This window comes from Streptomyces sp. NPDC014891, from assembly GCF_043081085.1.
In the GTDB taxonomy this organism is placed as follows: Bacteria; Actinomycetota; Actinomycetes; order Streptomycetales; family Streptomycetaceae; genus Streptomyces.
Genome location: NZ_JBIBWF010000001.1, coordinates 639533 through 661916 on the forward strand (window position 1 = coordinate 639533; position 22384 = coordinate 661916).

Consider the following 22384-nt stretch of genomic DNA (forward strand, 5'->3'; position numbering starts at 1 on the left):
CCGTATGGGTGAGGGCGCACGGGTACGAGGAGGGTTCCGGTGAACCGCACGGTCGACGTGCTCGTGGTGGGCGCGGGACCCGCCGGACTGGCCGCCGCCGCGCGGCTCGCCGCGGCGGGCGCGGGGCGCGTCGAGGTCCTGGAGCGGGAGCGGGCGGCCGGCGGGGTTCCGCGGCACTGCGCCCGCCCGGGGTTCGGCGCGGACGCGCGGGGCCGCCCGCTCGACGGTCCCGGGTACGCGCGCCGCTCGGTGCGCGCGGCGCTGCGCGCCGGGGCCGCCGTCCGTACGGGGGTGTCCGCCACCGGGTGGGCCGGGCCGCTCACCCTCGACGTCACCGCGCCGACCGGGCTGGAGCGCATCCGGGCCCGCGCGGTCGTGCTGGCCACCGGAGCCCGCGAACGGCCCCGCGCCGCACGGCTGGTCCCCGGCTCGCGGCCCGCCGGGGTGCTGACCACCGGCGAGCTCCAGCGGCTGGTCCTCCGCTTCGGGTCCCGGCCCGGGCTCATCGGGCGGCGGGCGGTGGTCGTCGGCGGCGATCCGGTGGCCCGGAGCGCCGTGCGGACGCTGCGCGCCGCCGGGGTCGAGGTGGTGGCGGTCGTCTGCGAACACCCGGTGAGAGGCTCGGCGTTCGGGTCCGTGCCGGTGCTGTCCGGTGCGATCGTGACGGAACTCCTCGGTCGCGGCCGGCTGGCCGGGGTCGCGGTGCGGACCGGGGCGGGGGTGGCCGGGCACACCCTGCGCTGCGACACCGTGGTCTTCACCGGGGACTGGATCCCGGACCACGAACTGGCCCGGACCGGCGGCCTGCCGCTCGCGTCCGGCAGCCGGGGCCCCGCGGTCGACGGCGCCTTCCGGACCGCCGTCCCCGGGGTCTTCGCGGTGGGCAACCTGCTGCGCGGTGCGGAGCCGGCGGTGGCGGCAGCCGCCGAGGGCCGGGCCGCCGCGGCGGCCGTCGCCGAGCTGCTCGCGGGGCGGCCCTGGCCGGAGGGCCGGGTGCCGGTGGGGGTGGTGACGGCGGGTCCGCTGCGGTGGGTGACGCCCGGTCTGCTCGGGCCGGCGGCATCGCCGCTGCTGGTGCGGCCCGTGCGCCGGCTCCTGCGCCCGGTCCTGACCTTCACCCAGGACGGCGGCCCGGTCGGGCGGGTGCGGCTCGACGGTCCGCTCCTCCCCCGGCGCTCGGTGCGGGTGCCGCCCGGGTGGGCGGACGGGGTGGATCCCGCGGGCGGTCCGGTGGTGGTCGGCGCCGAAGGGTGAGGCGCGCCCGCGCCGCGCCGCCCGGTCGGCCAGACTGGACCGCATGTCTGACAAACGCAGTGCGGGCCTGCTGGTCTTCCGTCGTACGGCGGACGGTGGCGTCGAGGTGCTGATCGGTCACATGGGCGGGCCCTTGTGGGCGTCGCGCGAGCAGTCGGCCTGGTCGATCCCCAAGGGGGAGTACGAGCCGGGCGAGACCCCTGAGGCGGCGGCGGGCCGGGAGTTCGAGGAGGAGCTGGGACTGCCCGTGCCCGAGGGCGCGTGGCTGGACCTCGGCGAGTCCCGGCAGCGCAACGGAAAGCTCGTCACCGTCTGGGCCGTCGAGGGGACGCTCGACCCGGCCGGGATCACCCCCGGCACGTTCACCATGGAGTGGCCGCCCCGGTCCGGTGTGCAGGGGGAGTTCCCCGAGATCGACCGCGTCGGCTGGTTCCTCCCCGAGGTGGCCGCCCCGCTGCTCGTGGAGGGCCAGCGGGTCTTCCTGGACCGGCTGATGGAGCAGATCCACGGGCGGGGCTGAGCGCGATTGTCAGACCCGTACGAGAGGGTGGTGAGCGCCGAACTGTCGAGAGGGAGCCCGACATGACCACGATCACCGCGAGCGAGCGAGCGGCCGCCCAGGCCTATCTGCGGTTGCTCGAATCCACCCAGGCCGTGCTGACCGATCCGCAGCTCGCCCCGTACGCGGGGGTGATGCTCACCCATCCGATGGCCGAGGCGGACGAGGCGCTGCGGGCCGCCGGTCTCGTGGGGAACGAGGCACGCCTGATGCGTCTGGTCTCCTCCCTGCGCACCTCCCCTACGCATGCGTGGGGGAGGGCGGGGTGATCGGCGCCCGGCGGCCGGTGTGGCCGCTCGTCCGCCGGGCCGTCAGATGCCCGGCCGGACCGGGAGCGTCCTGACGCTGTTGCCGACGAAGCCGGCGTGGCGGGGCAGCGCGGACTCCGGGACGGCCAGGTCCAGGTCCGGGAAGCGGGTGAAGAGGGCCTCCAGGGCGAGGGTGGCCTCCATCCGGGCGAGCGGGGCGCCCAGGCAGTAGTGGGGGCCGTGCCCGAGCGAGAGGTGCTTCGCCGTCGCCGTGCGGGTCACGTCGAAGCGGTCGGCGTCCGGGCCGTGCGCGCCGGGGTCGCGGCCCGCCGCCGAGTAGCCGGCCAGGACGGGCGTGCCCCGCGGGATCAGGGTGCCGTCGACCGTCAGGTCCCGGGTGGGGTAGCGGAACGGGAAGTAGCTGACGGGGCTGTCCCAGCGGAGGGTCTCCTCCACCACGTCCGCCCAGCTCGCGTGTCCCTCGACGACCAGGGCGAGCTGGTCGCGGTGGGTGCAGAGGGCCCGGACCGCGTTGGTGAGCAGGTTCAGGGTCGTCTCGTGCCCCGCGACGATCAGCAGGAGCAGGGTGCCGATCAGCTCGGCCTGGTCCAGCCGGTCCCCTTCCTCGTCCCGCGCGGCGAGGAGCGCGCTCGTCAGGTCGTCGCCGGGGTCCGCGGCCTTGTCGGCGGCGATGGCGGCGAGGAGTTCGACGAGGTCGCGATTGGCGGCGACCGCCTGCGCGGGCGTGGTGTCGGTCGCGACGACCAGTGCGGAGAGGTGGTGCAGCCGGTCCTGGTGCGCGGGGTGGACGCCCAGCAGTTCGCAGATGACGCCGAGCGGCAGCGGAAGGGCGTAGTGGCGGCGCAGGTCGGCGACGCCGTCGCCGGCGGCGGCCGCTTCGGCGAGCCCGTCGAGGAGACCGGCGGTGACCGCCTCGACGCGCGGGCGGAGCCGCTCCACCCGGCGGGCCGTGAAGGCGCTGCTCACCAGGGTCCTGAGGCGGCGGTGGTCGGCGCCGTCCGCGGTGATCATTCCCGGCACGGTGGCGAAGGTGCGCAGCGGCCAGCCCTCGGGTATGCGGCCCTCGGCCAGGGCGGTGAAGTGCTGGGGGCCCTTGGCCACGTCGGGGTGGGAGAGGAAGTCCCGGAGGGCGTCGTGGCCGAGGACCGCCATGCCGTCGATCCCGCCGGGCAGGATCACCGGGGTGACGGCCCCGGCGGCCAGGAGGCGGGCGTTGTCCGCGTGGGGGCAGCCGCCGGACGGGTCCATGAGGTGGGCCGGGCGCTCGCCCGGGGCGGCGGGGTGCGGGGCGTTCACTGACGAGGTGTCCACGGGCGGAGCTCCTGACGACGGGGGCGCGTGCGGTACGGGAACAGGGCGCCGCGGTCCCCGGGGACGGGGCCCGCGCGGCGGGAGGGCGGTCGCGCGCGGCGCCGCCCCCGTACGCCCCGCGAGGCCGCCCCCGGCGGCGGGCCGGGGTCGGGCGGTCGGTGAAGCCGCATCCTACGGTCAACCCCGGCCCGTTCGTACGGGGTTGACCGGGGGTCGGGGGTCGGGCGACGCGGCGGGGCGGCCGCGGCGGCCCAGGAGTTCGGCCAGGCCCCGGCGGGTGGCCGCCACGACGACCCGGTCCTCCGGTTTCAGGACGCGGTCGGGGTCCAGGCGCCAGTCCCGGCCCGTACCGGGTCTCACGGCCACGCCGTCCAGGGCGATGACGCGCCACTTTCCGGGGTGGAAGGCCTCGGCGACCGTCAGGCCGTCCAGGAGGGGGTGGTCGGCGACGTCCACCGCGGCGAAGAGGAGGACCCGCCGCTCGACGGGGACGGCGCCGAGCACCTGACGGCCCAGCATGGCGCCGGCGAAGGCGGGGGCGGCGAGGTGGGAGACGCTGCGGCTGCGGGTGAGCGCGGCCGGATGGGCGGTGCGGAGGGTGCGGAAGACGGCCGTGGCGAAGTCGTCGTCGTAGAGGCGCAGGACCACCCGGAGTTCGGGGCTGACGGCGCGGGCGGAGAGCGCGGCCTCCAGATTGGTGATGTCGACGCTGGTCAGGGCGAGCAGGGCGTGGGCGCGGTCGATGCGGGCCGCCTCCAGGACGCCCTCCTCGGCGACGTCGCCGATGACGGTGGGGACGCGCAGTCGCCGGGCGACCGCGATGCCGCGGGCCTCCGGGTCGGACTCCACGCAGACCACGGGGATGTCCAGCCGGCGGAGCCGGGCGAGGACCCGGGTGCCGACCTTGCCGAGGCCGAGGAGGACGACGTGTCCGGAGAGGCCGCGCGGCGGGCGGCGCAGGGCGGTGGCCGTGCGGAAGGTGCCGAGGCCCTCGATGAGGGCGGCCACGATCACCGGCAGCAGGAGCAGCCCGACGAACCCGGCGAGGATCTGGAGGACCTGGCGGCTGGTCGGCTCCCCCACCGCCGGGTCGCCGATGGCGAAGATGTCGAGGAGCGTCAGGTAGGCGGCGTGCAGCGGGTGGTCGCCGGTGGTGACGGTGGAGGCCAGGGCGAGCGCGAGGACGGCGGCGGCCGCCCCGGCGAGCGACCACCTCAGCCGGCGGGAGAAGAGCGAGGCGACCGGCAGCGCGGACGCGGCGATCCGGGCGGCGGCGGGTGCCGGGCCCGCCGCGGTGACCGCTTCGAGGGTGACGGCGGCGCGGCCGGTGGCGGCGGCCACCGTCCGGTCGTCCGGCAGCAGCCGGGGTCCCGCGTCGCCGCTCCGCTCGGACCCCTCGCAGCCCGCCGGGTCGCCGGTGGTGGCGGAGAGCAGGGCCAGCGTGCACCGTCCCGGGTCGGGGGCCGCTCCGGGGGCGGGCAGCCGCTCCACGGCGTGCAGGAGGAGCCCTCCGGCCTGGACCACCTTGCTGGTGCCGGCGACGGCGGCCGCGGCGAGGCCGGGGGCGGCGGTGTCGACGTCCGAGAGGACGGTGGTGGCGGCGTCGAGCTCCTCGGGGTCGAGGCCCGGTTCCGCGACGGCGGCGGCCTGGTCGAGGAGGGTTTCGAGGTGCTGGCCGAGCTTGCGGTTGTAGAGCCGGATGACCAGGCGCAGCCGGGGGTTGAGGCGGCGGGCGGTGAGGGCCGCCCGGATGTTGGTCTCGTCGTCCTCGTGGACGAGGGCCAGGGCGGCCGCCCGCTCCACGCCGGCGTCCGTCAGGGCCCGGTCGTCGGCCTCGGCCGACTCGACGACGTGCAGCGCCCCGGCGGGTTCGCCGTCGGCGCCGGGCCCGTGCGGGGCGGCGGTGCCGGGGGTGCCGGTGGTGCGGATGACGGCGGCCGTGACCCGTCCGAAGAGGGCCAGCGCCCGGCCGGTGCGGGCGGCGGGGGTACGCGGGGCGTCGGGCCGTACCGGGACGAGGAGGGTGACCTGCTCCCCGTACACCTCGTGCAGCTCCCCCGCCAGGCGGTGGGCGAGGGCGTCGTCGCCGCAGACGATCATGTGCCCGGTGCCGGTGGGTGCCGGCGGCCGCTCGGCGCGGCCGGCGGGCGCGCCGAGGGGGCCGCCGCCGGAGGCCGGGGGCCCGGCGGGTCCCGGCACGGTCCGGGAGGAGGGTGCGGCGGCGGGCGCTCCGGCGCCGCCGGCCGGAACGGCGTTGTCCTGGTGGGGTGGTGAGGGCACGTCACCAGCATGCCCTGCCCCGCCGACAGCGGGACACCGCGGGTGGCACCACCCGTGCGGGCGCACGACGCGCCGCCGTCCGCCGCAGCCGCTCCCCCGGTCGGCGCACTTCGATCTGCGGGCGCGCCGCCGCCTCCCTACGGTGACTGAATGATCGTCATGTCAGCTGTCCGTCATGCCGCCGCCGGCACCGCGGCGGTGCTGCTCGTGCTGCCCGCTCCCTCGGCCGTGGCGTCTCCCGTCCCGTCGGCCGCGGCCGCCACCTCGGCCTCGGCCTCCATGTCCTCCGCGACCGGCGCTCCGCGCGCGGCCTCCGCGGGGGTGCCCTCGTCGCTCCGGTCGCGGGACACCGCGCGGCGGGAGCCCACGCCGCCCGTCCGCCGGCCCGTCGACCGGGCCCGGCTCGACCGGAAGGGCACGCAGGTGCAGCCGCTGCCGGACGCGCCGGCCGTGCCCTCGCCGTCCGCGCTGTCCTGGGTGGTCGCGGACGGGGCCACGGGCGAGGTGCTCGCCGCGCGGAACGCGCACCGGAAGCTGCCGCCGGCCAGCACCCTCAAGGCCCTGTTCGCCCTGACGGCGCTGCCCGGCCACGAGCCCTCCGAGCAGCACACCGTGGCCGATTCCGAGCTGACCGGGATCGGCGACGGAAGCAGCCTGGTCGGGGTGAAGGAGGGGTACACGTACAAGGTGTCGGACCTGTGGAACGGGGTGTTCCTCAGCTCGGGGAACGACGCGGTGCACGTGCTGGCCGCGATGAACGGCGGCTGGGAGTCGATGTCCCGGCGGATGCAGGAGAAGGCCAGGTCGCTGGGGGCGCTGGACACCCATGTGGTCTCCCCCGACGGGTACGACGCGCCGGGGCAGGTGTCGTCCGCGTACGACCTGGCGGTGTTCGGCAGGGCCGGGCTCCAGGACCCGGCGTTCACCCGGTACTGCTCGACGGCCTACGCCGACTTCCCCGCGGGCAGCTGGTCGTACGGCATCGCCAACACCAACCGGCTCCTGACCGGAGCGGACGGTGTCGCCCGCTACCCGGGGCTCATCGGCATCAAGAACGGCTACACGAGCAACGCGGGCAACACCCTGATCTCGGCGGCCCGGCGCGGCGACCGGACGCTGGTGGTGTCGGTGATGAACCCGCAGGGCGGCGGTGGGCTCGCGGTGTACGAGGAGGCGCGCGAGCTCCTGGACTGGGGCTTCGCGGCGGCGGACCGGGTCCGGCCGGTGGGCTCGCTGCTCCCCGAGCAGCCGAAGCCGGCGGCCACCGCGGAGACCCGGCCGGTGTCGGTGGCCCGTGAGGACCGCCCGGCGGGCCCGGAGGGGCGGGCGCCCCGGGCCGGTGCCGAGGCGGTGGCGGTGGCCGCGCCCGCCGAGGCCCCGGCGCAGGGTACGGAGTCCTCGGGCGCGTCGGCCGGCCTCCCGCTGGGCCTGGTGGGCTCGGCCTGCGCGGCCGCGCTGCTCCTGTGGGGGCGGCGGCGCCGGGCGGCCCGGCGGGCGGACTGATCGGTGACGGCCCTCGGCCCCCGTCGGTGTCGGGGGCCGAGGGCCGTCCGGTGGGTGTCCGGTCAGGCGCCCACGTACGCCGCGAGGTGCTCGCCCGTGAGCGTCGACCGTGCGGCCACCAGGTCCGCGGGGGTGCCCTCGAACACGACCGTGCCGCCGTCGTGGCCGGCCCCGGGGCCGAGGTCGATGATCCAGTCGGCGTGGGCCATGACCGCCTGGTGGTGCTCGACGACGATGACCGACTTCCCGGAGTCCACCAGCCGGTCGAGCAGTCCGAGCAGCTGCTCGACGTCGGCGAGGTGCAGCCCGGTGGTCGGCTCGTCGAGGATGTAGACCCCGCCCTTCTCGGCCATGTCGGTGGCCAGCTTCAGCCGCTGGCGCTCGCCGCCCGACAGTGTGGTGAGGGGCTGGCCGAGGCTCAGGTAGCCGAGCCCGACGTCCGCGAGGCGCGCGAGGATGCGCTGGGCGGCCGGGGTGCTCGCCTCGCCGGAGCCGAAGAACTCCACCGCCTCGGACACCGGCATCGCGAGGACCTCGCTGATGTCGCGGCCGCCGAGGAGGTATTCGAGGACCGAGGCCTGGAACCGCTTGCCCTCGCAGTCCTCGCAGGTCGAGGAGACCCCTGCCATCATCCCGAGGTCGGTGTAGATCACGCCCGCGCCGTTGCAGGTGGGACAGGCGCCCTCGGAGTTCGCGCTGAAGAGCGCCGGCTTCACGCCGTTGGCCTTGGCGAAGGCCTTGCGGATCGGGTCGAGGAGTCCGGTGTACGTCGCCGGGTTGCTGCGGCGCGAGCCGCGGATCGGGCTCTGGTCGATCGACACCACGTCGTCGCGCGCGGGGAGGGAGCCGTGCACCAGCGAACTCTTGCCGGAGCCCGCGACGCCGGTGAAGACGGTGAGGACCCCGAGCGGGATGTCGACGTCGACGTCACGGAGGTTGTGGGTCGTCGCGCCGCGGATCTCCAGGGTGCCGGTGGGTTCCCGCACGGAGTCCTTCACGGAGGCGCGGTCGTCGAAGTGCCGGCCGGTGACGGTGTCGCCGGCCCGCAGCCCGTCGACCGTGCCCTCGAAGCAGACGGTGCCGCCCGCCGTGCCGGCGCCGGGACCGAGGTCGACGACGTGGTCGGCGATCGCGATGGTCTCGGGCTTGTGCTCCACGACGAGCACGGTGTTGCCCTTGTCGCGCAGTTGCAGGAGCAGTTCGTTCATCCGCTGGATGTCGTGGGGGTGCAGGCCGACGGTGGGCTCGTCGAAGACGTAGGTGACGTCGGTGAGCGAGGAGCCGAGGTGGCGGATCATCTTCACGCGCTGGGCCTCGCCGCCGGACAGCGTGCCGGCGGACCGGTCGAGCGAGAGGTAGCCGAGACCGATCTCCACGAAGGAGTCGAGGGTCAGCTGGAGCGCGGTGAGCAGGGGCGCGACCGAGGGCTCCTTGATGCCCCGGACCCACTGGGCGAGGTCGCTGATCTGCATGGCGCAGGCGTCGGCGATGCTGACGCGCTTGATCTTCGACTCCCTGGCGCCCTCGGCGAGGCGCGTGCCCTCGCACTCGGGGCAGGTGGTGAAGGTGACGGCCCGGTCCACGAACGCCCGGATGTGGGGCTGCATGCCCTCCTTGTCCTTGGCCAGGAACGACTTCTGGATCCGGGGGACGAGCCCCTCGTACGTCATGTTGATGCCCGCGATCTTCATGCGGGTGGGCTCGTGGTGGAGGAAGGCCTGGAGTTCCCTCTTCGTGTACTTCCGGATCGGCTTGGCGGGGTCGACGAGTCCGGACTCGCTGTAGAGGCGGTAGTTCCAGCCACCGGGGGTGTAGCCGGGGATGGTGAGCGCGCCCTCGTCGAGTGACTTGGAGTCGTCGTACAGCTGGGTGAGGTCGATGTCGGAGACCGTGCCGCGGCCCTCGCAGTTCGGGCACATGCCGCCGGTGCGGTTGAAGGTGGCCCGGACGGTCTTCTTGGCGCCGCGCTCGACCGTGATGGCGCCGCTCGCCCTGACCGAGGGGACGTTGAAGGCGTAGGCGCTGGGCGGGCCGATGTGGGGCTTGCCGAGACGGCTGAAGAGGATGCGGAGCATCGCGTTGGCGTCGGTGGCGGTGCCGACGGTGGAGCGGGGATCGGCGCCCATCCGCTGCTGGTCGACGATGATCGCCGTCGTCAGGCCGTCGAGCACGTCGACCTCGGGCCGGGCCTGGGTCGGCATGAAGCCCTGGACGAAGGCGCTGTACGTCTCGTTGATCAGCCGCTGGGACTCGGCGGCGATGGTGTCGAAGACGAGCGAGCTCTTGCCCGAGCCGGAGACGCCGGTGAAGACGGTGAGCCGGCGCTTGGGGATCTCGATGCTGACGTCCTTGAGGTTGTTCTCCCGCGCGCCGTGGACCCGGATCAGGTCGTGCCGGTCGGCCGGGTGCGGCTGCTTGTCCGCCCTGGGGGCCTTGCTCATCGTCTCTCCAGCTGTCGCGCGGGGCCTGTGGCGGACCGACGCGGTGCGTCCCGTACGACGGCGGCCGTATCGCGGGGTCCGTGGCAGCCACGCTAGCGGCGGCCGGACGCGGACGCTTCTCGCTTCCTGACCGATGACCGGGTCAGGCTCCTGGGAGGCCCTCCAGTGCCTGGCGCGGCGCCGGGCGCCCGCCCGCCACGAAGCGCTCGGCGGCGTCGGCGGCCTCCCTGGCGGTCCGCTCCCCCATGAGGACGCAGAGCGTGTACGCCGTGTCCTCGAAGCGCCGGCGCGCCGACAGGTCGCACGGCCGGTCCAGCACGGTCCGCTCCTGGGCGCGGTAGTGCCGGAGCAGCCGGTCGACCGTGTTCCTGTCGGGCAGCAGCATGGCGTCCTCCTTCTCCTGAGTCGCTCCATCGTCCCGGTCGTCGGCCACCCCCGCGACCGACACGGACACGCTCCGTGACGGGACGGTCCGCGGAGTCCCCCCGGAGTGCGGTTCCGGCGCGCATGGCGGAGGGTCGGAGACATGAACTCGAGCGACATCTCGCGGGTGGTCGTCACCGGCGCCACCGGCAACGTGGGCACCAGCCTGGTCCGGCTCCTGGCGCGTGAGCCGCGCGTCGGCTCGGTCCTCGGTCTGGCCCGGCGGCGGCCCGGCCTGGACCTGCCCGGGGTGGAGTGGGCGGAGGTGGACCTGTCACGGGAGGGCGACGAGCCGCTGCTGGCCCGGCATCTCGCCGACGCGGACGCCGTGGTGCACCTGGCCTGGCGCTTCGGGCCGACCCACGATCCGGTGGAGACCTGGCGGACCAACGTCCTGGGCTCGGTGCGCCTGTTCGACGCGGTCGCGGCGGCGCGGGTGCCGGTCTTGGTGCACGCCTCGTCGGTGGGGGCGTACTCCCCCGGGCCCGCCGACGGCGCCCCGGTGTCCGAGGCATGGCCGACGCACGGCTGGCCCGGCGCCGCGTACACGCGGGAGAAGGCCTATCTGGAGCGGGTCCTCGACACCTTCGAGCGGGACCACCCGCAGACCCGGGTGGTACGGATGCGCCCGGCGTTCCTCTTCAAGGAGGAGTCGGCCAGCGGGCAGCGGCGGATCTTCGCCGGGCGCTTCTTCCCGGGGCAGCTGCTGCGGCCCGATCTGCTGCCGGTGCTCCCCGAGTTCGACGGGCTCCGCTTCCAGGTGCTGCACACGGACGACGCGGCCGACGCCTACCGGCGGGCGCTGCTGCGGGACGTCCGCGGCGCGTTCAACCTGGCCGCGGATCCGGTGCTCGACGGAGCGGTCCTGGGCGAACTCTTCGACGCCAGACCGGTGCGGGTGCCGGCGGGCGCCGTGCGGGGCGCCCTGGCGGCGGCCTGGCGGCTGCGGCTCGCCTCGGCGTCGCCCGATCTCTTCGACGCCCTGCGGCACATGCCGCTGCTCGCCACCGACCGGGCACGCGAGGAGCTGGAGTGGGAGCCGTCGCGCGGGTCCGCGGCGGTGCTGGAGGAGTTCCTGCGCGGGGTCCGCGCGGGGGCCGGCGACGACACGGGTCCGCTGGCGGGTCACCGCATCGGCTGAGCCGGGGCGCGTCCCCGGGCGGCCGGGTGCGGTGCCCCCGGCGCCCCTCCCGTCGGACGCCCCCGGCGGCGCGGCGGGTCAGCCGGTCGCGCCGGACCAGTCGACGAGGCGGATGCCCGCGCCGGCGGCCTCGCGGCCGCGGCAGTGCGTGCGGTGGCGGCGGAGGATGCCGTCGATGTCGAGCCCGCGGGCGAACTCGGGACGGGCGGCGAGGCGTCGGGCGTAGGACCAGAGGGCGGGGTGTCCGGCGACCCGGTCCATGGCGGCGGCGTCGAGGTGCCAGCGGTGGACGGTGTCGAGCTGGACGAGGGTGACCCAGACCTGGACGTCGGCCGCGGTGGGCGCGTCGCCGAGCACGTACGGGTGGCGGGCGAGGCGCCGCTCCAGGGCGGCGAGGGCCGCGAAGAGGACGGTGAGGGGGTCCCGGTGGGTGGCTTCGCCGTCGAGTCCGAGCTCGCCGGCCCGCTGGGCGGCCCGGTTGACGCTGCGCTCGCAGAGGTCGGCGATCGCCTCGATCTCCTCGCGGTGCCGCTCGGGGAGCAGGTCGGGGCCGTCTCCGCGGAAGCGGAGGGCGAGGTCCCGCAGGATGTCGGGGACGTGTGTGCTGACGATCCGTCCGGTCCATCCGTCGCTGAGGACGGGTGCCGCGGCCGGTCCCTCGTAGAGGTGGGCGCTCGCGTCGTACAGCGGGCGGAGGGCGGTGTACCCGCCGTCGGGCGTGTCGGGGGTCTCGGGCAGGACGGACAGCGGGAGCGTGTCGTCGAGTCCGAGCAGGCTGTGGGTCAGGACGATGCTCAGACAGTCGGGGTCGTAGGGGGCGACGTGGAGGCGGTAGCGGTGGGGCACCGCGTAGTGGCCGCTGTGGACGTCGCGGCCGATCCGGCCGCGGAAGGCGGGCACGGCGGAGGCGGGCAGCAGCGAGGACGGGACGACGGACATGCTTCTCCCTTGAGGGTGCTCGGTGCCGGGTCCGGGCGGCGCGCGGTGCGGCGCCGGTCGCGGAGGCGCGACGGCGCGTCCCCGCGGGGCGCGGAGGCGGCAGAGGTACGGGAAGAGGAGGAGTGGGGCGCGACGCTGCGCCCGCGGGGGCGGTGCCCCTCGGCGAACAGACCCTCAGCCGGCGGGGTGGGCCGTCCGGCGGTGTCGGCGATGCGCCGCGCTGCAGACCCGGAGCAGGTCGATGTGGCGGCGGGACGTGAGGGGCAGGGAGCGCGGGAGGGGTGCGGCGGGTGGCGTGTCGTGTCGCCCGCTGCGTCCCATGGTTTCCTACCTGTTCGCTCGGTTTCCCCGTCCTGAGTGTCCGACCGGCTCCTGGCGGCGTCAAGGGTGCGGTACGGGCCACCTCCGGCGGTGTGCGGGATAATGCGCGCATGCGCATTTCAGCCAGGGCCGACTACGCGGTGCGTGCCGCCCTCCAGCTCGCCGCCGCCCGGGACGCGGGCCCGCTGAAGGCCGAGGCGATCGCCGAGGACCAGGGCATCTCCCACAAGTTCCTCGAAGGGATCCTCGGGGACATGCGCAAGGGCGGTCTCGTACTGAGCCAGCGCGGCGGCAACGGCGGTTACTGGCTGGCCAGGCCCGCCGAGTCGATCTCGGTCGCGGAGGTCATCCGCTGCGTGGAGGGTCCTCTGGTGTCGGTCCGCGGGGAGCGGCCGCCGGACCTGTCGTACACGGGTCCCGCGGAGTCGCTGCTGACCCTGTGGATCGCGCTGCGGGCCGGTGTCCGCGAGGTCCTCGGGGTCTCGCTGGCGGAGGTCGCGGCGGCCCAGCTGCCGGACACGATCGTCGCGCTCGCGGACGATCCGGAGGCGTGGACCAACCCCTGAGCCCACGGCCAACCGCACACGACCTGCGGTGACCTGACTGCTTCTCACCCTCCGAGACGACGCTGTCCAGCTTTCGGACGCCCCTTGGGGCGACCACCCCACCTCTGCCACTATCCCTACTGTTCCAGTGGGGATACGGGAAACCATGTGAGGTGACGTGAGTACGCCGAGGAGATCGCCGAAGAGACCAGCGATACGCACCGCCTCCGCACCGGCCGCGGCCCCCGTGCCCCGGGCCGCCGAACGGCCGGGCGAGAGCCCGGTCGACCGGCCCGCCGACGACGCCCTGTGGCCCCGCGTCACCCGCGAACTCGCCGACGACCTGGCCGTCGACGCCCTCACCAGGGACCGGGCGGGCAAGGCGCCGTTCGACGAGGTCGCACGACTCCAGGAGGCAGGGCTCCCCGCCCTCCTGACGGCCCCCGGTCCCAACCGGCGCGGGGCCGAGTGGCAGGCCGCCTGTGCGGTCGTACGGGAGATCTCCGCCTCCGACAGCTCGGTCGGCGAACTCCTCGCCCACCACTACGCGCTGTCCTGGAGCAGCCGCTTCCTCGGCGGCCCGGGACGGGATCCCGGAGCCCTCCCCGGCGACGACCACCCGCTCGACGTGCGGACCACCGAGGGACGCTGGCTGCTCGCCGGGGGCGTCGAGGGGCCGCACTCCGAGGCCGGCACCGGCCTCACGCTCACCCCCGCCGACTCCGGCGGCTGGCTCCTCGACGGGACCCGCGCCTTCGCGTCCGCCGTGACCGTCGCCGACCGGCTCGTCGTCGGGGCCCGCCCCGGCGGCAGCGGCGACCTCTTCGCCGTCCTGGTGGACCCGGCCGAGCCCGGGGTGTTCACGGAGCCCGGGGCCGAACGGGTCGGCCAGCGGCTCGCCGGCGCGGGCAGCGTCACCTTCGACCGGGTGCCGGTGAGACCGGCGGACGTCCTGGGCGTCCTCCCCCACGACGAGCACGCCGTCGCCCCCTTCTCCACCCTCGCCCCGCTCCTGCTGCGCCTGCTCCTGGTCCACGTAGGGCTCGGCATCGCCGAGGGCGCGCTCGCCGAGGCCCGCGACATCAGCCGCGCCGACCACGCCGGCCCGGCACCGGCGGGCGCGGCCGGGGACGGGACGGCGCCGGGCGCCGGGGACGATCCGTACCTCCTGCTCGCGTACGGGGAGCTGGCGACGGCCGCGCACGCGGCGGCGGCCGTGGTGGAACGCGCGACCGACGCCCTGGCCCACGGCCTGCTCGCCTCGTGGTCGCTCGGGGTGGAGGAACGCGCGGACATCGCCGTCCTGGTGGCGGCCGCCGAGACCGTCACCGGGCGGGCCGCCGTGCACATCACGACGCGCATCCTCGAACTCGTCGACGGCACGGCGGGCGCCGACGCGCGCTCCGGCGGGCCCGGCTTCGACCGCTTCTGGCGCAACGCCCGGGCGCTCACCGCGCCCACCCAGGCGGCCCACCGGCTCCGCGACATCGGGGACCACTACCTCAACGGCACCCACGCGCGGCTGACCCTGCTGGCCTGACAGGGGCCCGCCCCGCGCCGGCGGGGCGGCGAAGGGACGGACGGACCGGCATGTCGGGACGTCCGGCCCTCTCCCCCGGCGGCCCAAGGGCCCAAGCTGGGAGGTGCGGGTCCGGCCGTCCGGCCGGCCCGGCCCGGCAACCCACGGAGGCAGCCTGATGAGTCGTGAGATCGTCGCAGGAGTGGACGGATCCCCGGAGAGCCTCGCCGCGGCGGACTGGGCCGCCCGGGAGGCGCTCCACCGGGACCTCCCGCTACGGCTCGCGCACGCGTGGCGGTGGGAGCCGCTCGACCTCCCCCTGCTCCAGGACCGCGCCTCGCAGGAGCGCGTCGCGGACGCGCTGCTGAGCGACGCGCGGGACACCCTCGCCCGGCGCTACCCGGACCTCGCCCTCACGGCCGGGGTGCTCGACGACACGCCGGTCGCCGCGCTCCTCGGCACCGAGGACCGGGCCGAGATGCTCGTGATCGGCTCGCGCGGCCACGGAGCCGTCGCCGGGTTCCTGCTCGGCTCCTACGGGCAGCAGATCATCGCAGGCGCCACCCGCCCCGTGGTGGCCGTCCGGTCCCGCGACGGCGAACCGGCCGAACCGCCCGCCGGCCACGTGCTGGTCGGCCAGCTCGGCAGCCCGGAGGACAGCGCCGCCGCACTCGGCTTCGCCTTCGCCACCGCCGCCGCGCGCGGGGCGTCCGTACGAGCCGTGCGCGCGTGGAGCCTGCCGACCCTCTACGCGTACAGCCCGGCCTCCATGCGGCTCGCCGACGAGGCGGGCGGGCTCGTCCCCTTCGAGGAGAAGGCGCTGCGGGAGGCCCTGGCCCCCTGGCGCGAGCGCTACCCCGACGTGCCCGTGACCGAGCACGTCGAGCTGGGCAGCGCCGGACAGGTGCTGCTCTCCTCGGCGGGGGCCGCCCAGCTCCTGGTGGTCGGCCGACGGGCGCGGCGCGGGGCCGTCGGGCCGCGCATCGGCTCCGTGGCGCACGCCGCCCTGCACCTCGCGCCCTGTCCGGTGGCGGTCGTCCCGCAGGGCTGAGAGGGTGCGAAATGGTTGACGCGCGGGGTTGACGCGTCCTGTTGACGAGGAGTGTCGGGGTGGCCGGGGCCGGACAGTGATACCGCCGTCGCCCCGGTGGCTCTCCCAGCGCCGGCCCGTTCGGCGACCACGGCGAGAGAGCGGAGCTCCATGCGGCACCACGACCGGCCCGGACAGCCCGACCCCGCCCCGCCGTCCGCCGCCGCGGCCGCGCGGGAGTGCCCGGCGGACGGCACGGCGGCGGACGACCGCCCGGGGAGCCGCGCCGGGCGGCACACACCCCCGGCGCGCGAGGTCCCGCCCCGCGAGGTCCCGGCGCGGGCCGGCGGGCGGCACCGGAAGGCGGGCGGCACCGGGCGGCGGGCCCGGCGCAGGCCGGCCTTCCGGACCGTCGTCACGGTCACCGGTACCGCGGCCGCCGTCCTGACCGTGGCCGCGGGAATGTACGTGGCCACCCTCGGCGCCGGCCGGAGCACCGGCACCCACGCGACGGCGGCGTCCCCCGTGCTGACCCGCTCCACCGTCGCCGGGGCCGCCCGCGCGGAGCCGGAGGGCGGACGTCGGGCGGCCGCCGGGGAGACGGGGCCCGGACGGACCGCGGGCGCCGGAGAGCCGGGGGACGCCCGGACGACGGAGGCCGGACGACCGCTCCGGACGGCTTCCTCGATCCCGTCGGCGCCCCCGCCCCTCGCCGCACGGACGGCGACCCCGGCCGGCGCCGCGCCCGCGGCGCCGGAGACTCCCAAGGCCGAGACGGAGCGGCGGCTCGCTCCGCGGGGCACGCTCCTCCCGGAGCGACCGGGTCCCGGGCTGCCCGGGCTCCCCCGGCCGGCGCCGCAGGGCCCGGCCCCCGTCGCCGCGGCGCCGGCCAAGACGGCCGACCGGTTCGTCAAGGACGTGGTGGCACTGGCCAACGCCGAGCGCGAGAAGGCCGGGTGCGGGCCGCTCCGCTCCGAGCGGCACCTGAGGACGGCCGCCCAGCGGCACGCCGACGACATGTCCGCCCGCGACTACTACGAGCACGACGACCCCGAGGGCCGGGACGCGGGCGACCGGATGACCGGCGCCGGGTACGCGTGGTCGACCTGGGGCGAGAACATCCACCGCGGGCCGAAGACCCCGGCGCGCGCGATGGCGGACTGGATGGACAGCCCCGGCCACCGGGCGAACATCCTCAACTGCACGTTCGAGGACATCGGCGTCGGGGTGACGCTGACGGCCAACGGCCCCTGGTGGGTGCAGAACTTCGGTGTCCGGCGCTGAGCCGGGCGCCGGGCCGGGTGGTCAGGAGGCCGGAGCGGCGAGCTTCTGCACCCAGACCGTGCCGGCGGGACCGGGCGCCGACGCCACGCCGGTGTCCCGGTACCGGCAGTCGAGCATGTTCTGCTCGTGCATCGACCCGTCCGTCCAGTCGTCGACGACGGAGGCCGGATCGGTCGTCCCCCGGTCCAGGTTCTCGGCCCAGGCGCTCCAGGCGTAGCCGGCGGCCGAGATCCGGGTGTCGGCGTACTCGCCCTCGGGGCTGGCATGCCCGAAGTAGCCCCGCGCGGCCATGTCGCGGGCGTAGCCGCGGGCCGCCTCGGTAAGGCGGGGGTCGATGCGCAGCGGGGCGCAACCGGCCTCCGCCCGGAGCCGGTTGACGAGTCCGGTGACCCGCTCCTCGCGGCTGGGGGCGGGCGTGGGGCGCGGGGTGCGGCGGGGGGTCGGGGTCGCGGTCGTCGGCGTGGGGGCGGGAGTGGCGGTGCGGGTGGGGCCGGGGGTGGCCGGGGGCGTCGTCGGGGCGGGGGTCACGGGGGGCGCGGCGACCGGGCTGCCCGGCTCCATGCGCGCGTGCGGCTGGGGTACGAGGAGGGCGACCGCGCCGAGGACGGCCACGGCCGCGGCTCCGGCGACCCCGGCCTTGCGCAGGGGTGTCCAGCGGGTGCCGGTGCCGGTCGCCGCCGGGTCCGGGGCGGCCCCGCCGGCCCCGTCGGGGTGTGCGGCGGCCGGGTCCGGGGTCCGCGGGGCGGTGGCGGCCGGGTCCGGGGTCCCGAGGCCGGGGGCGGCGGGATCGGGAACGGCGGACCCGGACGCCGCCGTGTCGTACGCGAGGGCCTCGGGGGTTGACGCCTCGCCGAGCCCGGCGACCAGCGGGGGTACGAGACCGAGGCCGACGAGCAGGCCCTCGACGGGGGCCAGTCCGCTGCGGCCGGACACCCGCGCCGAGCAGGTGGTGCAGTCGCGGACGTGGCGGGCGACGCGTTTGCGCCAGAGCGGGGAGGGGCGGCCGTCCCAGGCGTCGACGGTCTCCGCGAGGTCCGGGCAGATCGGGACGGCGTCGAGGGCGCGGACGACGGTGCGGCCGGTCTCCAGCCGCTCCTTCATGCGCTGGACGCGGACGGCGGCGTGCTGCGGGGATATCCCGCCGAGTCCCTCGGCGAGCTCGGCGCGGGTCAGCTCCCCGGCGGCCTCCAGCCACCAGAGGGCGAGCAGCTCGCGGTCGTCCTCGTCGAGCCAGCGGGTCGCCCGGGCCACGTCACGGCGCTGTCCGGACAGGCCGAGCCGGAGGATGGTGGCCTCGGTGAAGTCGCCGGCCGCCGGGTCGGCGAGGTCGGCGGCCCGGTCGAGGCCGGGCACGGGAGCCTGCTGGCGTTCGCGCCAGCGGCGGCGGATACCGTTCATGGCGATGGCGACGAGCCAGGACCGGAAGCGGGCCGGATCGCGGAGGCCGCCGAGGCCGTCGAGGGCGCGGACCATCGTCTCCTGGACGATGTCGTCGGTGTCGGCGTGGCCGTCGAGGGCCCGGCCGACGATGTTGTGGACGAGGGGCAGGTAGGCGCGGACCAGCGCGTCCCTGGCGTGCGCGTCACCGGCCCTCGCGGCCTCCACCAGCACGGTGGTGCGGCGCTCGTCGCTGTGCATGGATCTGCTCCCTCATCCGTGGTGCGAGTCCCCCGTGGTTCGGAGACCCGCGGGCGAGGGAGGGATAACACTTATCGGTGATCGACGCCGGTGTCCGTCAGGCCGGTGGGACGGGCAGGTTCGGGACCGTGGCCCCGTTCCCCTCCCGGACGGCTGCCACGACGGCGTCGTGCAGATCGCGGCTCTCCTCCTCCGACGCGCACGGAACGGGACTGCCCGACATGGTGAACCAGTCGGACGCGCCGCTGTACTGCACGGCCACGCGTGCCTCCCTGTCGGCCCAGGTCGTGTGCACGGTCAGATCGCCCGTGACCACGCCCGCCTCGACGGTCAGCACCCCACCTCGCCCGGTGTATACACCGGCGGTCGTCCAAGATGCCCAGCTCATCCATCCAGGTTCACACCCGAACGGCGGATGCGCCACCGACGGGACCGCCCCGGTCGGAGGAGTTCCGTCCGGGGCGGCGCCACGCGTGTGCCCACCGGGGCGGAGGAGGCGCGGGCCTCCTCCGGCCGGGTCAGACGAGGGCGGCGACGGCCTCGTTGAAGGTGGCGGACGGGCGCATCACGGCCGCGGCCTTGGCCGGGTCGGGCTGGTAGTAGCCGCCGATCTCGGCCGGGGAGCCCTGGACGGCGTTCAGCTCGTCGACGATCTTCTGCTCGTTGGTCGAGAGGGTCTCGGCCAGCGGGGCGAAGGCCTTGGCGAGCTCCGCGTCCTCGGTCTGGGCGGCCAGCTCCTGGGCCCAGTACAGGGCCAGGTAGAAGTGGCTGCCGCGGTTGTCGATACCACCGAGGCGACGGGTCGGCGACTTGTCCTCGTTGAGGAAGGTGCCGGTGGCGCGGTCGAGGGTGTCGGCGAGGACCTGGGCGCGGGCGTTGCCCGTGGAGGTCGCGAGGTGCTCGAAGCTGGCGGCCAGGGCGAAGAACTCGCCGAGGCTGTCCCAGCGGAGGTAGTTCTCCTTGACGAGCTGCTGGACGTGCTTAGGGGCGGAGCCGCCGGCGCCGGTCTCGAAGAGGCCGCCGCCCGCCATGAGCGGGACGACCGACAGCATCTTGGCGCTGGTGCCCAGCTCCAGGATCGGGAAGAGGTCGGTCAGGTAGTCGCGCAGGACGTTGCCGGTGACGGAGATGGTGTCCTCGCCGCGGCGGATCCGCTCCAGGGAGAAGGCCGTGGCCTCGACCGGGGAGAGGATCTTGATGTCCAGGCCCTCGGTGTCGTGCTCCGGGAGGTACTGCCGGACCTTGGCGATCAGCTGGGCGTCGTGGGCGCGGTTCTCGTCCAGCCAGAAGACGGCCGGGGCGCCGGTGGCGCGGGCGCGGGTGACGGCGAGCTTGACCCAGTCCTGGATGGGCAGGTCCTTGGTCTGGCAGGCGCGGAAGATGTCGCCCGGGGCGACCTCCTGCTCCAGGACGACGTTGCCCTCGGAGTCGACCAGGCGGACGGTGCCGGCCTCGGCGATCTCGAAGGTCTTGTCGTGGGAGCCGTACTCCTCGGCCTTCTGGGCCATGAGGCCGACGTTCGGGACGGAGCCCATGGTCGACGGGTCGAAGGCGCCGTGGGCGCGGCAGTCGTCGATGACGGCCTGGTACACGCCGGAGTAGCTGTGGTCCGGGAGGACGGCGAGGGTGTCGGCCTCCTGGCCGTCCGGGCCCCACATGTGGCCGGAGGTGCGGATCATGGCCGGCATCGAGGCGTCGACGATGACGTCGGACGGCACGTGCAGGTTGGTGATGCCCTTGTCGGAGTCGACCATCGCCAGGGCGGGGCCCTCGGCGAGCTCGGCCTCGAAGGAGGCCTTGATCTCGTCGCCCTGCGGGAGGGACTCCAGGCCCTTGAGGACGCCGCCGAGGCCGTCGTTCGGGGAGAGGCCGGCGCCGGCGAGCACCTCGCCGTACGCGGCGAAGGTCTCGGGGAAGAAGGCGCGGACGACGTGGCCGAAGACGATCGGGTCGGAGACCTTCATCATCGTGGCCTTGAGGTGCACGGAGAAGAGCACGTGCTCGGCCTTGGCGCGGGCGACCTGCTCGCCGAGGAAGGTGCGCAGGGCGGCGGCGCGCATGACGGCGGCGTCGACGACCTCGCCGGCGATGACCTTCAGCGGCTCGCGGAGCTCGCTGGTGGTGCCGTCGGCGGCGGTGAACTCGAAGCGGAGGGTGTCGTCCGCGGTGACGACGACGGACTTCTCGGTGGAGGCGAAGTCGTTGTCGGTCATGGTGGCGACGTTGGTCTTGGACTCGGGGGTCCAGGCGCCCATGCGGTGGGGGTGGTTCTTGGCGTAGTTCTTGACCGAGCCGGGCGCGCGGCGGTCGGAGTTGCCCTCGCGCAGGACCGGGTTGACGGCCGAGCCCTTGATCTTGTCGTAGCGGGCGCGGACGTCCTTGTCCTGGTCCGTCTTCGGGTCGTCCGGGTAGTCCGGGAGGGCGTAGCCCTGGCCCTGGAGCTCGGCGATCGCGGCCTTGAGCTGGGGGATGGACGCCGAGACGTTCGGCAGCTTGATGATGTTGGCGCCGGGGGTCTTGGCCAGGTCGCCGAGCTCGGAGAGGGCGTCGGCGATGCGCTGGCCCTCCTCCAGGAACTCGGGGAAGACGGCGATGATGCGGCCCGCGAGGGAGATGTCCCGCGTCTCGACCGTGACGCCGGCCTGCGAGGCGTACGCCTGGATCACGGGCAGGAACGAGTACGTCGCCAGGGCAGGCGCCTCGTCAGTGTGGGTGTAGATGATGGTCGAGTCAGTCACCGGGTGCTCCGCTCCACGTCTGCGTCTGCGAGATTGCTCGACATCAAGATATCTCGTGATCGAGGTCCTCGGTAAAGGGCCCCACGACCTCGGCGTCGGCGGGTGCGCCGGCGGCCTCGGCGTAGGGTCCGCCGAGGCGGTACGGGGTGGGGGCGCCCTCGATGTCGACGCGGCGGAGCAGACCGAGCAGGACGAGGCCGACGGCGGCGGCCACGCCCGCGGCGAGGGCCTGGCCGCAGCGGTGGGCGAGCCGGAGCTCGGCCGGGTCGTAGGGGGCGGTGGCCGGCAGCGCGAGGGTGTCGCCGAGGAGCCAGAGGCCGGCGCCGAGCCCAGCGGCGGTGATCAGGGCGAGCGGCACGGTGACCGGGAGGCCGGGTGCGGCGGGCCCCCGCCGGGCCCCGGGGCGCACCTTGCCCTTGCGGGCGAGGAGGGCGAGGAGGCCGCAGACGACGGCGAGCACCACCAGGGCGGCGGCGATCACGTCGCCGGGGCGGTGCCGGCCGTCGGCGATGGTGTGGGCGCCGACGGCGACGGCCCAGAGCGTGCCGGCGCCGACGGCGACGCTGCGCAGCCGGTAGGGGACGACGAGGGCCAGACCGAACGCGACGCCGAGGGCGAGGGTGGTCTGGGCGCTGGGGAAGCCGCTGGACAGGAGCCCTCCGGCGTCGGCGGCCCGGGGGCGGGGGGCGTACCGCTGGAGGAGCCCGGTGACGGCGAGGGCGGTGACGACTCCGCCGGCGGCGAGACCGGTGAGGGCGTACCGCCTGCGTATCAGCCCGAGGGCGAGCAGGAGCACGCAGCCGAGGACCAGGGAGAGGGTGCCGAGCCCGGTGAGCGAGGGGTGCTCGCGGAGCAGGGTGACGGCGACGCCGTCGGCGCGCCGGCCGGTCATGGCCGCGTCGCCCCAGCGACGGCCGGTCGCGGTGAGGACGAGTCCGGCGTAGACCACGGTGAGGAGGAGCACGGCCCCGAGGCAGCCGCGCCGCATCCGGGTGCGGACCCGGGCGCTGAACGATCCGGCGGCCTCGCCCGCCACAGCGGCGTACCACCAGGTGGCACTGGTCTCCAGCGGCCTCGGGGAGCCGCCCGCGCGGGGCCTGTCGTAGGAAGCCATGACCCGATTCGAACCCACGCGCGGCGGCCCCGCCCGCTGGACGCACCCGAACGAAGCGGCCCCGGAGCGGGCGTG

General features: G+C 75.7%; 18 protein-coding genes. 9 read left to right on the plus strand and 9 right to left on the minus strand.

The features are described 5' to 3' along the window. Positions 1-39 precede the first annotated feature (39 nt). The 3 genes from ACF09E_RS02630 (at position 40) to ACF09E_RS02640 (ending at position 2082) form a co-directional block, all read left to right on the plus strand. Complete coding sequence (locus ACF09E_RS02630) at positions 40-1254, plus strand: FAD-dependent oxidoreductase (protein ID WP_392203497.1); 1215 nt, start codon at positions 40-42, stop codon at positions 1252-1254. Between the two features lie 43 nt (positions 1255-1297). Then, on the plus strand, positions 1298-1774 hold the full coding sequence (locus ACF09E_RS02635) for an NUDIX domain-containing protein (RefSeq protein ID WP_392203498.1): 477 nt from the start codon (positions 1298-1300) through the stop codon (positions 1772-1774). A gap of 62 nt (positions 1775-1836) precedes the next feature. Beyond that, positions 1837-2082 carry a hypothetical protein gene (locus ACF09E_RS02640; RefSeq protein WP_392203499.1) on the plus strand — a complete coding sequence of 82 codons (246 nt, stop codon included), beginning with the start codon at positions 1837-1839 and terminating at the stop codon, positions 2080-2082. Between the two features lie 42 nt (positions 2083-2124). Here the strand turns inward: ACF09E_RS02640 and ACF09E_RS02645 are convergent, their stop codons facing one another. Together ACF09E_RS02645 and ACF09E_RS02650 are read right to left on the minus strand one after the other, a co-directional pair. Then, positions 2125-3330 (minus strand): cytochrome P450, encoded by a 1206-nt coding sequence (locus tag ACF09E_RS02645; protein ID WP_392203852.1) that lies wholly within the window; start codon positions 3328-3330, stop codon positions 2125-2127. Positions 3331-3570: 240 nt separating this feature from the next. Continuing rightward, a complete protein-coding gene (locus ACF09E_RS02650; protein WP_392203853.1) occupies positions 3571-5493 on the minus strand; it encodes an NAD-binding protein in 1923 nt (640 codons plus the stop codon). Between the two features lie 330 nt (positions 5494-5823). Here ACF09E_RS02650 and ACF09E_RS02655 point away from each other — a divergent pair, with 330 nt between their 5' ends. Then, positions 5824-7176: a D-alanyl-D-alanine carboxypeptidase family protein gene (locus ACF09E_RS02655; protein WP_392203500.1), complete on the plus strand. Its 1353-nt coding sequence runs from the start codon at positions 5824-5826 to the stop codon at positions 7174-7176. A 62-nt stretch (positions 7177-7238) separates the two neighbouring features. On the opposite strand, the gene ACF09E_RS02660 is transcribed toward ACF09E_RS02655, so the two are convergent. Both ACF09E_RS02660 and ACF09E_RS02665 read right to left on the minus strand, forming a co-directional pair. Then, positions 7239-9617, minus strand: a complete 2379-nt coding sequence (locus ACF09E_RS02660; protein ID WP_392203501.1) for an ATP-binding cassette domain-containing protein — start codon at positions 9615-9617, stop codon at positions 7239-7241. A 142-nt stretch (positions 9618-9759) separates the two neighbouring features. Further along, the gene (locus ACF09E_RS02665; protein WP_361862261.1) at positions 9760-10002 is read right to left on the minus strand and encodes a DUF5133 domain-containing protein; all 243 of its coding nucleotides are present in this window, start codon (positions 10000-10002) and stop codon (positions 9760-9762) included. Between the two features lie 141 nt (positions 10003-10143). Here ACF09E_RS02665 and ACF09E_RS02670 point away from each other — a divergent pair, with 141 nt between their 5' ends. After that, complete coding sequence (locus ACF09E_RS02670) at positions 10144-11181, plus strand: NAD-dependent epimerase/dehydratase family protein (protein ID WP_392203502.1); 1038 nt, start codon at positions 10144-10146, stop codon at positions 11179-11181. 78 nt (positions 11182-11259) lie between these two features. Here the strand turns inward: ACF09E_RS02670 and ACF09E_RS02675 are convergent, their stop codons facing one another. Further along, positions 11260-12120 carry a glutathione S-transferase C-terminal domain-containing protein gene (locus ACF09E_RS02675; protein WP_392203503.1) on the minus strand — a complete coding sequence of 287 codons (861 nt, stop codon included), beginning with the start codon at positions 12118-12120 and terminating at the stop codon, positions 11260-11262. A gap of 431 nt (positions 12121-12551) precedes the next feature. Between ACF09E_RS02675 and ACF09E_RS02680 the strand changes: the two genes are divergently transcribed. From ACF09E_RS02680 to ACF09E_RS02695, 4 genes are all read left to right on the plus strand, one after another. Beyond that, positions 12552-13007, plus strand: a complete 456-nt coding sequence (locus ACF09E_RS02680) for an Rrf2 family transcriptional regulator (RefSeq protein WP_361862946.1) — start codon at positions 12552-12554, stop codon at positions 13005-13007. Positions 13008-13164: 157 nt separating this feature from the next. Continuing rightward, positions 13165-14526 (plus strand): acyl-CoA dehydrogenase, encoded by a 1362-nt coding sequence (locus ACF09E_RS02685; protein WP_392203504.1) that lies wholly within the window; start codon positions 13165-13167, stop codon positions 14524-14526. A 157-nt stretch (positions 14527-14683) separates the two neighbouring features. Then, positions 14684-15556 (plus strand): universal stress protein, encoded by an 873-nt coding sequence (locus ACF09E_RS02690; protein ID WP_392203505.1) that lies wholly within the window; start codon positions 14684-14686, stop codon positions 15554-15556. A 441-nt stretch (positions 15557-15997) separates the two neighbouring features. After that, the gene (locus ACF09E_RS02695) at positions 15998-16819 is read left to right on the plus strand and encodes a CAP domain-containing protein (protein WP_392203506.1); all 822 of its coding nucleotides are present in this window, start codon (positions 15998-16000) and stop codon (positions 16817-16819) included. A 21-nt stretch (positions 16820-16840) separates the two neighbouring features. On the opposite strand, the gene ACF09E_RS02700 is transcribed toward ACF09E_RS02695, so the two are convergent. From ACF09E_RS02700 to ACF09E_RS02715, 4 genes are all read right to left on the minus strand, one after another. Beyond that, positions 16841-18457 carry a sigma-70 family RNA polymerase sigma factor gene (locus tag ACF09E_RS02700; protein WP_392203507.1) on the minus strand — a complete coding sequence of 539 codons (1617 nt, stop codon included), beginning with the start codon at positions 18455-18457 and terminating at the stop codon, positions 16841-16843. Between the two features lie 97 nt (positions 18458-18554). Beyond that, positions 18555-18845 (minus strand): hypothetical protein, encoded by a 291-nt coding sequence (locus ACF09E_RS02705; RefSeq protein ID WP_361860344.1) that lies wholly within the window; start codon positions 18843-18845, stop codon positions 18555-18557. 130 nt (positions 18846-18975) lie between these two features. Then, a complete protein-coding gene (locus tag ACF09E_RS02710; RefSeq protein WP_392203508.1) occupies positions 18976-21195 on the minus strand; it encodes an NADP-dependent isocitrate dehydrogenase in 2220 nt (739 codons plus the stop codon). Between the two features lie 43 nt (positions 21196-21238). After that, positions 21239-22309: a phosphatase PAP2 family protein gene (locus ACF09E_RS02715; RefSeq protein WP_392203509.1), complete on the minus strand. Its 1071-nt coding sequence runs from the start codon at positions 22307-22309 to the stop codon at positions 21239-21241. Between the last annotated feature and the right edge of the window lie 75 nt (positions 22310-22384).